Source organism: Nocardia sp. NPDC049737 (assembly GCF_040674755.1).
Classification (GTDB): Bacteria; Actinomycetota; Actinomycetes; order Mycobacteriales; family Mycobacteriaceae; genus Nocardia.
In genome coordinates, this window is record NZ_JBFANH010000040.1 from 36,401 (window position 1) to 49,292 (window position 12,892).

Annotated in this window: 12 protein-coding genes; 7 read left to right on the forward strand and 5 right to left on the reverse strand. The window is 64.6% G+C overall.

Annotated elements, in window-relative coordinates; all coding sequences use genetic code 11:
- Positions 1-94 precede the first annotated feature (94 nt).
- Both AB0J47_RS36820 and AB0J47_RS36825 read right to left on the reverse strand, forming a co-directional pair.
- Entirely contained in the window at positions 95-922 is an 828-nt protein-coding gene (locus AB0J47_RS36820) for a thioesterase family protein (protein WP_364357344.1), read from the reverse strand.
- A 103-nt stretch (positions 923-1,025) separates the two neighbouring features.
- On the reverse strand, positions 1,026-2,675 hold the full coding sequence (locus AB0J47_RS36825; RefSeq protein WP_364357347.1) for an acyl-CoA synthetase: 1,650 nt from the start codon (positions 2,673-2,675) through the stop codon (positions 1,026-1,028).
- Positions 2,676-2,779: 104 nt separating this feature from the next.
- Between AB0J47_RS36825 and AB0J47_RS36830 the strand changes: the two genes are divergently transcribed.
- A complete protein-coding gene (locus AB0J47_RS36830) occupies positions 2,780-3,556 on the forward strand; it encodes a crotonase/enoyl-CoA hydratase family protein (RefSeq protein ID WP_364357350.1) in 777 nt (258 codons plus the stop codon).
- 103 nt (positions 3,557-3,659) lie between these two features.
- On the opposite strand, the gene AB0J47_RS36835 is transcribed toward AB0J47_RS36830, so the two are convergent.
- Positions 3,660-4,076, reverse strand: coding sequence for a VOC family protein (locus AB0J47_RS36835; RefSeq protein ID WP_364357353.1), 417 nt, complete (start codon positions 4,074-4,076; stop codon positions 3,660-3,662).
- A gap of 244 nt (positions 4,077-4,320) precedes the next feature.
- On the opposite strand from AB0J47_RS36835, the gene AB0J47_RS36840 reads away from it, so the two are divergent.
- Positions 4,321-5,313: a sigma-70 family RNA polymerase sigma factor gene (locus tag AB0J47_RS36840; RefSeq protein ID WP_364357356.1), complete on the forward strand. Its 993-nt coding sequence runs from the start codon at positions 4,321-4,323 to the stop codon at positions 5,311-5,313.
- 204 nt (positions 5,314-5,517) lie between these two features.
- Here the strand turns inward: AB0J47_RS36840 and AB0J47_RS36845 are convergent, their stop codons facing one another.
- On the reverse strand, positions 5,518-7,065 hold the full coding sequence (locus tag AB0J47_RS36845; RefSeq protein WP_364357359.1) for an acyl-CoA synthetase: 1,548 nt from the start codon (positions 7,063-7,065) through the stop codon (positions 5,518-5,520).
- Positions 7,066-7,129: 64 nt separating this feature from the next.
- Positions 7,130-8,167: an LLM class F420-dependent oxidoreductase gene (locus AB0J47_RS36850; protein WP_364357362.1), complete on the reverse strand. Its 1,038-nt coding sequence runs from the start codon at positions 8,165-8,167 to the stop codon at positions 7,130-7,132.
- A gap of 169 nt (positions 8,168-8,336) precedes the next feature.
- Here AB0J47_RS36850 and AB0J47_RS36855 point away from each other — a divergent pair, with 169 nt between their 5' ends.
- From AB0J47_RS36855 to AB0J47_RS36875, 5 genes are read left to right on the forward strand one after another with little or no spacing between them, the layout of a single operon-like run.
- Positions 8,337-9,302, forward strand: coding sequence for an OB-fold domain-containing protein (locus tag AB0J47_RS36855; RefSeq protein ID WP_364357365.1), 966 nt, complete (start codon positions 8,337-8,339; stop codon positions 9,300-9,302).
- A gap of 9 nt (positions 9,303-9,311) precedes the next feature.
- A complete protein-coding gene (locus tag AB0J47_RS36860; RefSeq protein WP_364357368.1) occupies positions 9,312-10,376 on the forward strand; it encodes a thiolase domain-containing protein in 1,065 nt (354 codons plus the stop codon).
- Complete coding sequence (locus tag AB0J47_RS36865) at positions 10,373-11,542, forward strand: thiolase domain-containing protein (protein WP_364357371.1); 1,170 nt, start codon at positions 10,373-10,375, stop codon at positions 11,540-11,542. Before AB0J47_RS36860 ends, AB0J47_RS36865 begins: the two co-directional genes overlap by 4 nt.
- 8 nt (positions 11,543-11,550) lie before the next feature.
- Positions 11,551-12,441 (forward strand): TIGR03619 family F420-dependent LLM class oxidoreductase, encoded by an 891-nt coding sequence (locus AB0J47_RS36870; RefSeq protein WP_364357422.1) that lies wholly within the window; start codon positions 11,551-11,553, stop codon positions 12,439-12,441.
- Complete coding sequence (locus tag AB0J47_RS36875) at positions 12,438-12,854, forward strand: nuclear transport factor 2 family protein (RefSeq protein ID WP_364357374.1); 417 nt, start codon at positions 12,438-12,440, stop codon at positions 12,852-12,854. Before AB0J47_RS36870 ends, AB0J47_RS36875 begins: the two co-directional genes overlap by 4 nt.
- Positions 12,855-12,892: the final 38 nt, after the last annotated feature.

Genomic DNA, 12,892 nt, shown 5'->3' on the forward strand with positions numbered 1-12,892 from the left:
CTCGCCGCCACGCACGGATTTGTCTGACACGCATCGGTTGCCCAGCCAATCGGTGCGCGGCGAACCAATCCGTGCGCGGCGGCGGAGATCCGGGCTACTGAATGTAGACCCTTTGGCGCGGATCGCCGTTGGCGAAGTCGACTTGACGGTCGGCGTTGGCCAATGCCGTAACCACACATGTGCCGAAGGATCCGGTTCGATCGAACAATGTCGCACTGCCGACGGCTATTCCGTCCGCGCTGATATGGCTGTCGGCCTGCACGCCGATCTCCAAGCCGATGACGGGCCGGGACAGCGCAAGCGTCAGATCGGCATTGATGAAACCGATGCCGGCGGTCCCCCAGTTGGTCATGAGGCTCGTCGACTCACCGATCATCGCGGCGGCGGCGAAGGCCGACGGCGGCTCCCCCTCGACCACCGAAAGCGGCGCCTGCCACATGCGTTTGCGCCCGTTGTTCTGATGCTCACCGATCCGCGACGACCAGCCATCGGCCGTACCGTCGCTGTTCCACATCGGCGCGGTCGGCCCGTCCGCGATCGGAACCGGCGGCGGCTGCGGGGATTCCGTACGCGTCCATAGTTCGCCCGGCGGCTGCTGCGACCGCTTCAGGAAGACCGCGCTGGCGCGGGCCACATCCACGCCGTCCTGTATCAGTGCGGCATCGGCGACCCGGATGCGGCGACCGTCCCGTACCAGCTCGGTCACCACGGTCACCGGCTTGGTCAAGGTAGGGCGGAACAGGTCGACGGTCAGCCGGGCCGGTGTGAATCCCGCAGCACAGTGCTGCCTTTCCAACGCCCTGGCCAGCAGGCCGCAGATCGCTGGCCCGTTGACCATATTCGGGGACCAACTGCTGGCCGCGAACGGCAATGGCTCGAAGCCGCCTTCCGATGCCGCGAAAAACGCATAGGGCGTTGTCAATTCGATCTCCTATCGCGGACGTTCCCACGCGCCGAAGCCGCAAAAGGCAAGGGTTGCCGCAATATCGCGGCAGCCCTTTGCCGTTATCGGTCGTACTACCGTTTTACTTGCTGCTCGCCTCGATGTGCTCGTCGGCCGGGCGCTCTTCGGTTTGCGACTTGGCCCAACGGTAATCGGGCTTGCCCGCCGGATTGCGCTTGATCTGATCGACGAACCACACGCTGCGCGGCAGCTTGTAGGGCGCGATCTCCTGGGTGAGCACCGGACGCAGTTCGTCGAGGGTGGGACGCTTGTCACCACGACACTGCACGACCGCCGCCACGCGCTGCCCCCACCGCTCGTCCGGAACGCCGACCACCAGCGCGTCGAAGATCTCCGGGTGGATCTTGAGCGCGCCCTCGACCTCCTCGGGGTAGATCTTCTCGCCGCCGCTATTGATGCTCACCGAACCGCGGCCGAGCATGGTGACAGTGCCGTCCTCCTCGACCCGGGCGTAGTCGCCGGGGATGGAGTAGCGAATTCCGTTGAACTCCTTGAACGTTGCCTTGGTCTTGGCCTCGTCCTTGTAGTAGCCGACCGGAATGTGGCCGCTGCGCGCGAGGAATCCGACCTGCCCGGAGCCCGGTTCCACCGGATTGCCCTGCTCGTCGAGCACCTGGGTGGCGGCATCGATCTTCACCCGCGGACCACCGGTGTGGTTGGCACCCTTGGCGACAACGGCGAGACCGCCGAAGCCGGTCTCGGATGAACCGATGGAATCGGTGATCATCCGGTTCGGCAGCCGTTCCAGGAACTGGTCTTTGAGCGTCGGCGAGAACAGCGCCGCACTGCTGGCGATCAGGTACAGGCTCGAAAGGTCGTACGGCTCACCGGTTTCCGGATTGCCCTCGGCCAGCGCATCCATCATCGGCCGGGCCATGGCGTCGCCGGTGATGAAGATGAGGTTGATCTTGTGCCGGTCGATGTGCTGCCACACGCCGTGCCCGGTGAACTCCGGAATCATCACGGCCTTACCGCCGTCGAACAGGCTGTGGAAGGTCGCGGTCTGTGAGCCGCCGTGGATCATCGGCGGAATCGGGAACCTGACCATCTGCGGATTGCCCGCACCGGTTTTGGCCTGATGCCATTCGTCCTCGACGTATTCGCCGGTGAGGAAGTTGATGCCGCCGCCGAGTACGCGCCACCAGTCCTCGTGCCGCCACATCACGCCCTTGGGCAGGCCGGTGGTACCGCCGGTGTAGAGCATGAAAATGTCATCGGCCGAGCGCTCACCGAAGTCGCGCTCACCGGAGGACTCGGTCAGCACCGCCTCGTATTCCACCGAATCGGCTGCGGTCGCAATGGTGCCGGTCGTATCGTCGTCCACGACGATGACCGTCTTCAGCAGCGGCGTATTCGGGCGAACCCCGGCCACCCGGTCGCTGTAGCGGCGCTCGTGGATCAGCGCGACCATATCCGAATTGTCGAAAATGTACTGCAACTCGTTCTCGACGTATCGGAAGTTCACGTTGATCATCACGGCGCGGGCCTTGAAGACCGCGACCATGGCCTCGACGGCCTCGATCGTATTACGCGAATAGATGCCCACCTTGTCGCCCGGTTGGACACCCTGTTGCAGCAGGTAGTTCGCGAGTTTGTTGGCCCGCTCCTCCAGCTGCGCGTAAGTCACCTCGCGGCCGTCGTCGGCCAGCGCTACGCGGTCGGGCATCAGATCGATGGCGTGTTCGACTAGGTCCGCTATGTTGTAGCTCACAGAGCTAAAAATAGAACGTGTTACTGTTTCTGACAAGGCCGAATTTACTTACCCCGGTCGGCTCCGCCGACCCGCCGTCCCCTGGAAAGTCAGGAGAATCAGCAATGCCGGATTGCCTCGTCGAGAAGCGCGATCACGTCCTCATCGTCACCATGAATCGGCCCGAGGCGCGCAATGCCCTTTCAGCCGAAATGATGGCGATCATGCGCGACGCCTGGGACCAGGTGGACACCGATCCCGATATCCGCGTCGCGATCCTGACCGGTGCGGGTGGTGCGTTCTGTGCGGGCATGGACCTCAAGGCGATGACCGCACAGCACCCCGGCGATAACGCGGGCAGCTTCGATCCGACCAAATTGGAGGCGCTGCTCAAGGGCCGCCGGCTCACCAAACCGCTGATCGCGGCGGTGGAAGGCCCGGCCATCGCCGGTGGCACCGAAATCCTGCAGGGCACCGATATCCGAGTGGCCGCCGAAGGCGCGAAATTCGGTGTATCCGAAGCGCGTTGGGGTCTGTTCCCACTCGGCGGCTCGGCCGTTCGGCTGGTCCGTCAGATTCCCTACACCGTCGCCGCCGACATTCTGCTGACCGGCAGGCACATCACCGCCGCCGAGGCCAAGGAGATCGGGCTGATCGGGCATGTGGTCCCGGACGGCACCGCATTGGACAAGGCACTGGAACTCGCCGCACAGATCGCAGCGAACGGCCCCCTCGCGGTGCAGGCGATTCTGCGCACCATTCGGGAGACCGAGGCCATGCCGGAAGAGGACGCCTTCCAGATCGAGGCCGAACTCGGCATGTCGGTCTTCCGCTCAGCCGATGCCAAAGAGGGCCCCAAGGCCTTCGCCGAAAAGCGCAAGCCCACCTTCACCGGCAGCTGAACTACTTTCGCGCGGAGACGAGTCGACTGGTGGTACCCGCGGGCGGCGCCCGATTCAATGACGAGGGTCGCTGGGGCCACCATTCGACCGGCGCCGGCAGGGATCAGTTGCCGGAGTAGTCCATCCAGAAGGGCTCCCACTGGTGGCCATCCGGATCGATAAAAGTGCGGCCGAACATGCCGACCTGGGCCTCCTGGGCGCGGCGGTCCTCGTGGATTTCCTCGGTGGCACCTGCGGCCAGGGCGGCATTGGTGAGTGCGTCGACCTCTTGTGCGCTGGCCAGGGATAGCGCGTATGCGCCGCCGCTGGTCGCGATCGTGTCGGCGATCGGGCGCTTGCTGAAGTTCGAATAGAACTCCTTGGTCAGCAGCATGGCGCAGATGTTGTCGTCGATGACGATGCACGCGGCATTCTCATCGGTGAAGTCCTGATTCACCTTCCAGCCGATGGCCTCGTAGAAGTTTCTGGACCGGCCCAGGTCCGCGACGGGAAGGTTGATGAAGATCATCTTGCTGGGCATGCGGGATCCCTTACGTCGGCGTCGGCGGTCTCTAAGTAGAGACGGATCGAACGCACGAAACTCATCGGTTCCGGGCGCTGTGTGGCCGAACACATCTGTCGATGATCTTGAAGCCGCAGGTAGGCGGTAGTCTCGCCTTCGCACGCCGACGCGTACGGGACTAATGACGGACCGCGTCCGGCAGCGCTCGATCGAGCGAATTCGGGTCTCGAATGTGTCGGTGGGCTGTGGCAGGGTGACACCCATGAACGACTTCGTCGGCCTCACCCCGGACGTCCTCGAATCCTTCGAAGGACACCGGCGGGAACTGTGCGCCTACGCCTATCGCATGCTCGGCTCCTCCTTCGAAGCCGAGGACGCGGTGCAGGAGACCTTCACCCGCGCGTGGAAGTCCTATGGCTCGTTCGAGGGTCGCGCCAGCCTACGGTCCTGGCTGTACAAGATCACCACCAATGTCTGCCTCGATATGCTCGACGGCCCGCAGCGCCGGGCCCGGCCGATGGATCTGTCCGGTCCGTCGCGGCCGGATTCGCCGCTGCCCATGCCGCAGCCGGATTACGTCTGGATCGAACCGATCCCCAACGCACTGGCTTTCGGATCGGATCCGGCCGAGCACGCCTCGGCCAAGGACACACTGCGGCTGGCATTCGTCGCGGCCTGTCAGCATCTGCCCGCCACCCAGCGCGCCATCCTGATCATGCGCGAAGTGCTGCGGTTCTCGGCCAGCGAGACGGCCGAGGCGCTCACCATGTCCCCCGCCTCGGTGAACAGCGCACTGCAGCGTGCCAGGGCAACCATGTCGAAGGTGCAGCCCACCGCCACCGACACCTATGACGAAACCGATGACGATCAGCGCAAACTCGTCGACAATTTCGTCAAGGCCTTCGAAGCCTACGATATGGACACCCTGACCACCCTGCTGAAAACCGATGTGGCACTGTCCATGCCGCCGATCGAACTGTGGGTCTCGGGCCCGGAGAATGTGGCCGCATTCATGCTCGGCCACGGCAAGGCGTGCCGCGATTCCCGCATGATCCGCCTGGAAGGCGCCAACGGCCTGCCCGCCTTCGGCCACTACAAGCCGAGCGAAACCGAACCGGGCGTCTGGGTCCCCTGGTCCATCACGGTGCTGGAACTCGACGGCGACTCGATCGCCGGACTCAACTTCTTCCTCGATACCGAAAAACTGTTCCCGCTCTTCGGTTTGGCGCCGGAGTTGCGCGAACCGGCTGGGTGAGGTGGGCCGCCGGGGTACGGGAGGGCCGGACAGGTCGGTTGAGCAGGCCGAGCAGACGGCAGGCCGCGCAAGGCAAGTGGCGGCCCCTGACGCTATCGCGCAGAAAGTGAAAGTCGCGCAGAGGCAATGACTATCGCGCAGAGGGTATCCCCTCTGCGCGACGGTCACTCGGTGTGCGACAGCAATCCGCTGCGTCCGATGGTGCTACGACGCCGGGATGTAGCGGTCGCGGAGTTTGCGCTTGTAGAGCTTGCCGTTGGGGTCGCGGGGCAATTCATCGAGGTAGTCGATGGAGCGGGGCATTTTGTATTTCGCCAATTGGGTTGCGGCGTAGGCCAATAGCTCGGCGGTCAGTTCGTCGTTGCCCTCGACACCGGCGACCGGCTGGACGACGGCCTTGACCTCCTGGCCCCAATCCGGATGGGGCAGACCGAAGACCGCGACATCCTCGACCTTCGGGTGGGTTGTCAGCACATTCTCGATCTCGGCCGGGTAGATGTTCACACCGCCGGACAGGATCAGATCGGAGCGGCGGTCGTGCAGGTAGAGGTAGCCGTCCTCGTCGAGGTGGCCGATATCGCCGACCGTGAAAAGGTCACCGACCCTTGCCTCTTCGGTCTTCTCCTTGGCGTGGTGGTATTCGAAGCTGGACGTGCCCATTCGCATATAGACCAGACCGGTCTCGCCGGTGGGGACTTCGGAGCCGTCTTCCTCGCTCAACACCTTGATCACCGACCAGGGCCAAGCCTTGCCGACCGAGCCGGGCTTCGTCAGCCATTCGGTCCCGTTGATCACCGTGCCGCCGCCCTCGGTGGCCGCGTAGTACTCGGTGACCGTCGGACCCCACCATTCCAGCATCCGCCGCTTGGTCTCGGCCGGGCACGGCGCCGCACCGTGCACCATGCTGCGCAATGAAGAAACGTCGTACTTGGCGCGCACGTCGGCGGGCAGCGCGAGCAGGCGGTGGAACTGGGTCGGAACCATATGGCTGTGGGTCACCCGATGCTTGTCGATGAGCCGCAGCATCTCCTCGGCATCCCAGCGGTCCATCAGAACGAGCTTGTGCCCCAACTGGATCGAGATGGTGGCGAAGTTCAGCACGGCCGTGTGGTACAGCGGCGAACCACAGATGTGCACGTGCTCGTCGTAGGGCTTCAGCCCGAACAGCCCGAAGAACGCGGACGAATACACCGGAACGACATCCGGGTCGGTGCCGGTGAGCGGGCGCCGAACACCTTTGGGCCGTCCCGTGGTTCCCGAGGTGTAGAGCATCGGCGCACCGGTGGTCCGGTTATCGGGCCGACCGGTATCGGCCGCACCCAGCCACGACACCGACTTGAAGCCCGCTATCTCGCCGACCGCGAAACGCGCGGTGGCGGGCAACCCTGCCTCATCGGCGGCGGCGATCGCCGCGGCGGCGAACCGGTCACTGGCGATGAAGGCCTTGGCCTCGCTGTCGGCGAGGATATAGGCGACCTCCGGACCGGTCAGATGCCAGTTCACCGCGACGATGTACAACCCGGCCTGGTAGGCCGCGAAGTACGCGGCGACCGCCTCGACGCAGTTGTGCACCATGGTGACCAGCACGTCGCCGGGCTGCAAGCCGAGTGCCCGTAGGCCGGTGCCGTAGCGGTTCGCGAGCGTGGCCAATTCGCGATAGCTCACCTCGCGGCCGGATGGATCCACCAGTGCGATCCGATCGGGTTCCGCGTTCGCGATGTTCCAGAGACCGAGAATTTCTACTGACTCCATCGGGGGATGGTGAGGAGCCGACGGGGTGGGTGAATCAGTCACCCCTACGAATCTAGAACGTGTTCTACATCTGTACAAGGGGTGCGAGCCGATGCAATTGCTCGATATCTGGAACCGACACCAGCATCTCGGTGACGCCCGCGGCTTCCCAGACCCCGAGTTGTTTACGTACATGCTCCTCGTCGCCGATGATCGATGTATCCAAAATCAGCTCATCCGGCACCATTGCGGCGGCCTCGGCCTTCTTCCCTGATTGGAACAGCCTGCCGATCTCGTCGACCTCACGCTCATAGCCCATGCGCCGGTAGACCTGGGCGTGGAAATTCAGTTCCGGTGCACCCATGCCACCGATGTAGAGCGCCATGATCCAGCGCATCCGTTCCAGCTCGCTCTTGGGATCGTCGGTGATCACCACCTGACAACTCGCCGCGATTTCGAAATCCGCCCGCGAACGCCGCGCCCCGGCCCTGGCGAAGCCCTCATCGAGCCAGTCGTTGTACATCCCGGCCAGCCGCGGCGCGTAGTAGATCGCCAACCAGCCGTCGGCGATCTCGGCGGTCAGCGCCACATTTTTCGGACCCTCCGCACCCAGCCAGATCGGCAAATCCGCTCGTAGCGGATGCACAATCGGCTTGAGCGGCTTACCGAGTCCGGTGGAGCCCGGGCCGGTGTAGGGCAGTGGATACCGCGGCCCGTCATTGGTGACCGGCGCCTGCCGCTCGAGGATGCGGCGAATGATGCCGACGTACTCCCTGGTGCGCTGCAACGGCTTGGCGAACGGCTGCCCGTACCAGCCCTCCACCACCTGCGGCCCCGAAACGCCGAGCCCGAGGATTGCCCGGCCACCGCTGAGATGGTCCAACGTCAGTGCGTGCATGGCCGTCGCGGCGGGCGTGCGCGCCGACAGCTGTACGACCGAGGTGCCGAGTCGCACCCGATTTGTCGACGAGCCCCACCACATCAGTGGCCCGAAGGCATCCGATCCCCAAGATTCGGCCGCGAAGACCGCATCGAAACCGGCCGCCTCGGCGGCGACCACCAACTCACCGGCATTCTGCGGCGGCTGCGCCATCCAGTACCCGAGTTGCAATCCGAACTTCATGGGAGACCTCTTTCCAGCCAACTTCTTGCCACCAGAATAAGAACCTGTTCTACTCGATTTCGTGGCTGATGAAAATACTGCGTCGCGGAGCGACTCCATGAGGGGTGGTGGTCAGGCGACGGGTGGGCATACCGCCTCCGGGACAATCACGGATGAGAGAGGGTCGGAATTGAACACTGCCGCGCCCGACGTACTCAGTGCACCCCTTCGGGTGCAATTCGACTACACGCGATCGGTCGGACCGACCATCGGCACCTTCCTGGCCAAACTGCGCGCCCGCCGGATCGTCGGTGTGCGCGGCTCGGATGGGCGGGTATTGGTGCCACCGCCGGAATACGATCCGGTCACCTCCGCGCCGCTGACCGAATTCGTCGATGTGGCCGATACCGGCACCGTCCAGTCCTGGACCTTCGTGCGCGATCCGCTGCCCGGTCAGCCATTCGACCGCCCGTTCGCGTGGGCGCTGATCAAGCTCGACGGCGCGGACACAACGCTGCTGCACGCCGTCGATGTTTCCACACCCGAGGACATCCACACCGGACTGCGCGTGGTCGCGCGCTGGGCCGGGGAGACCATCGGCAGCATCAAGGACATCGCCTGCTTCGAACCGGGCGAGACTTCCACCGCGCCGACGGAATCCAGCGCGGACGACGAGCCGGTCGAGGTGCTGATCACACCGGTCGACCTGCACTACATGCACAGCGCGTCACCGCAGGAGACCATCTACCTGCGCGGTTTGGCCGAGGGCAAGCTGCTCGGCGGGCGCACGGATGCCGCGGGCAAGGTGTACTTCCCGCCGCGCGGCGCCAATCCGACCGACGGCCGACCGACCGACGAAATCGTCGAACTGCCCGATCGCGGCATCGTCACCACCTTCTGCATCGTGAATGTGCCGTTCATGGGCCAGCGGATCAAGCCGCCGTACGTGGCGGCATATGTGCTGCTCGACGGCGCGGACATCCCGGTGCTGCACCTCGTGCTCGGATGTGAGGCGAGCGAGGTGCGGATGGGCATGCGGGTGGAGGCGGTGTGGAAACCGCGCGAGGAGTGGGGCTTCGGGCTCAGCAATGTGGACCACTTCCGACCCACCGGCGAGCCGGATGCCGACTACGAGACCTATAAGCACCACCTCTGAGAGGCCACGTTGACGAACAACGCTCTGCCTACCCACCCCGCCGCCTCTAGCGACATCGCGGTTGTGGGCTTCGCCCACGCACCGCATGTGCCGGAGACCTTCGGCACCACCAATGGTGTCGAGATGCTGGTGCCCATTTTCCAGCAGCTCTACGCCCGACTCGGCATTACCAAGTCCGATATCGACTTCTGGTGCTCCGGTTCCTCGGATTACCTTGCGGGCCGTGCCTTCTCGTTCATCTCGGCGGTCGACGCCATCGGCGCGGTGCCGCCGATCAACGAATCGCATGTCGAAATGGACGCCGCGTGGGCGCTCTACGAGGCCTTCGTGAAACTCCGTTCCGGCCAGGCGCAGACGGCACTGGTGTACGGCTTCGGCAAGTCGTCGGCGGGTACGCTGCGCCAGGTTCTGACCATGCAGCTCGATCCGTATCTGGTCACTCCGCTGTGGCCGGACGCACTTTCGATCGCGGGCCTGCAGGCGCAGGCCGGACTGGATGCGGGACGCTGGACCGAGCGCGATATGGCGGCGGTGGCCGCGGGTGATTCCGGCGATATCGAAACTCTGCTCGCCACACCGTATGTCGCCGATCCGCTGCGCGCGCACGATGTCGCACCGGTCACCGACGGCGCGGCCGCCATTGTGCTCGCGGTCGGCGATCGGGCGCGCGAACTGTGCGAGCGCCCGGCCTGGATCACCGGCATGGCGCATCGGGTGGACACCCCCAATCTCGGCGCCCGCGATCTGACCGTATCCCCGTCGACTTCCGCTGCGGCACAGTCGGTTACCGGCGGCGATACCAGTGGCTTCGATATCGCCGAACTGCATGCGCAGTTCAGTCATCAGCAGTTGATTCTCGCCGAGGCCATCGGCCTGCGGCCCGAGACCAAGGTGAATCCGTCGGGCGGCGCACTCGCGGCCAATCCGATGTTCGCGGCAGGTCTGGAGCGCATCGGCTTCGCGGCCGAGGCGATTATCGCGGGCACGGCGAATCGGGCGCTCGCCCACGCCAGCAGCGGTCCGGCGCTGCAACAGAACTTGGTAGCCGTTTTGGATTCGGAGGCGAGCCGATGAGTTTCCCTGCTGCGGTGCTCGGCACCGGACAAACACATCACGTGACGAAACGAACCGATGTGTCCATGGCGGGCATGTGCCGCGAGGCCATCGATCGCGCATTGGTCGATGCCGGACTCACCATCGCCGATATCGATGCGGTGGTGGTCGGTAAGGCGCCGGACTTCTTCGAGGGTGTCATGATGCCCGAGCTGTATCTGGCGGATGCGTTGGGCGCCACCGGAAAGCCGTTGTTGCGCGTACACACCGCCGGATCCGTCGGCGGCTCCACCGGTATCGTCGCCGCCAATCTGGTACAGGCCGGAGTACACAAGCGCGTACTCGCCATTGCCTGGGAGAAGCAGTCGGAATCGAATGCCATGTGGGCATTGTCGGTTCCGGTGCCCTTCACCATGCCGGTCGGCGCGGGCGCGGGCGGATACTTCGCGCCGCACGTGCGTTCCTACATCCGCCGATCGAACGCGCCGGGCCATATCGGCGCGATGGTGGCGGTAAAAGATCGCCGCAACGGAGCGAAGAACCCGCTGGCACATCTGCACCAGCCCGATATCACGCTGGAGAAGGTGCTCTCCTCCCAAATGCTGTGGGATCCCATCCGATTCGACGAGACCTGCCCGTCCTCGGACGGTGCGTGCGCCCTGGTGATCGGTGACGAGGATGCCGCGAAGGCCGTGGAGGCCACCGGCAAGAAGGTCGCGTGGGTGCACGGCACCGCCATGCGCACCGAACCGACCACCTTCGCCGGCCGCGACCAGGTCAATCCACAGGCCGGACAGGATGCCGCGGCCGCACTGTGGCAGGCCGCCGGAATCACCGACCCGCTCAACGAAATCGACGTCGCCGAGATCTACGTGCCGTTTTCCTGGTTCGAGCCGATGTGGCTGGAGAACCTGGGCTTCGTCCCGCAGGGGGATGGTTGGAAGCTCACCGATAAGGGCGAGACCGAGATCGGCGGAACCCTGCCGGTCAATCCGTCCGGTGGCGTACTTTCCTCGAACCCGATCGGTGCCTCCGGTCTCATCCGATTCGCCGAGGCCGCCAAGCAGGTGATGGGCCGGGCCGGGGACTACCAGGTCGCGAACGCCAAGAAGGCGCTCGGACATGCGTACGGCGGTGGGTCGCAGTACTTCTCGATGTGGGTGGTCGGCTCGGAGCAGCCCAGCTGATGACCCCGCTGAAGTTCACCGTCGGTATCGCGCTGAGTCCGCTGGAGCAGCTGCCGGAATTGGCGAAAACCGCTGAGGAGTGCGGATTTTCGTCGATCGCGCTACCGGACTCGCTGTTCTATATGCAGTCGGCGTCGGCGAAGTATCCGTACACCGCCGACGGCGGCCGCTTCTGGGGCCCGGAGACGCCATGGGTCGACCCACTCATCGGTGCTACCGCCATGGCGGTGGTGACCAGCCGAATTCGCTTCTACACGAACGTGCTCAAACTCGGTTCGCGCAATCCCCTACTGCTTGCGCGGCAGGTGGGCTCGGTCGCCAACCTGTCCGGTAACCGGTTCGGGTTCGGCGTCGGAATCGGCTGGGCGCCCGAGGAATTCGAATGGTGCGGCGTGCCCTATGCCAATCGTGGGGCACGGGTCGACGAGATGATCGAGGTCATCAAGCTGGCACTCGGCGGCGGCATGGTCGAGTACCACGGAAAGTTCTTCGATTTCGAGCTGCTGCAGATCAGCCCGGCGCCGAGCGAACCGGTGCCGTTCTACATCGGCGGCCACACCGCGCCCGCACTGCGCCGGGCGGCCAAGGTCGGTGACGGCTGGACCTCAGCGATGATGACCTACGACGAACTGTGCGCCACAATCGGCAAGCTCGATACGCTACGCGCCGAATTCGGTCGGGAGAGTGCGCCTTTCGAGATCCAGGCGGTGTGCATCGACAAGTTCGGGCGCTCTGGATACCAGGATCTGGCCGATGCCGGGGTGACCGATGCGATCGTTGTTCCGTGGCTGGCCGATGGCATCGGCTTCGACGGTGAGTTGGCGGCCAAACAGGAGTCACTGCGTCGCTTCGCCGCGGCGAATATCGAGGAACCCATCGTCGCGAAGGCACGCGTATGAGTAATTCCGAACATCCAGCAAGGACCGCCGGGCTTGCCTCGCAGGCGGCGGTGCGGGCCAGGGACAAGCAGGCCTGGGTCGAGCTGTTCGCAACCGACGGCATCGTCGAAGATCCCATCGGCCCTTCGGGTTTCGATCCGGAGGGCAAGGGCCATCGCGGTAAGGAGGCCATCGCGGCCTTCTGGGATATGGCGATCGCGAAGACCGATTCGATCGAGTTCCTGTTCGAGGACTCCTTCGCCTGCGGTAACGAAATCGCCTTTACCGGTTTGATCCGCACCAAGATGGGCGGACACCAGATCGATGCCGAAGGTGTGTTCACCTACAAGGTCGACGAATCGGGCAAAATCGCCGCGCTGCGGGCCTTCTGGGAGGTCGACCGAGCCATGGCGACGGCCAAACCGATTACCTGAGCACGCTGCCTCTCCCCTCGGGGGCAGCACAACAAGGG

What these genes read in the sequence shown, in the direction of transcription:
- AB0J47_RS36830 (WP_364357350.1), top strand. Translation starts at nt 2,780, where the DNA reads ATGCCGGATTGCCTCGTCGAGAAGCGCGATCACGTCCTCATCGTCACC.
- AB0J47_RS36835 (WP_364357353.1), bottom strand. Translation starts at nt 4,076, where the DNA reads ATGCCCAGCAAGATGATCTTCATCAACCTTCCCGTCGCGGACCTGGGC.
- AB0J47_RS36840 (WP_364357356.1), top strand. Translation starts at nt 4,321, where the DNA reads ATGAACGACTTCGTCGGCCTCACCCCGGACGTCCTCGAATCCTTCGAA.
- AB0J47_RS36845 (WP_364357359.1), bottom strand. Translation starts at nt 7,065, where the DNA reads ATGGAGTCAGTAGAAATTCTCGGTCTCTGGAACATCGCGAACGCGGAA.
- AB0J47_RS36850 (WP_364357362.1), bottom strand. Translation starts at nt 8,167, where the DNA reads ATGAAGTTCGGATTGCAACTCGGGTACTGGATGGCGCAGCCGCCGCAG.
- AB0J47_RS36865 (WP_364357371.1), top strand. Translation starts at nt 10,373, where the DNA reads ATGAGTTTCCCTGCTGCGGTGCTCGGCACCGGACAAACACATCACGTG.
- AB0J47_RS36875 (WP_364357374.1), top strand. Translation starts at nt 12,438, where the DNA reads ATGAGTAATTCCGAACATCCAGCAAGGACCGCCGGGCTTGCCTCGCAG.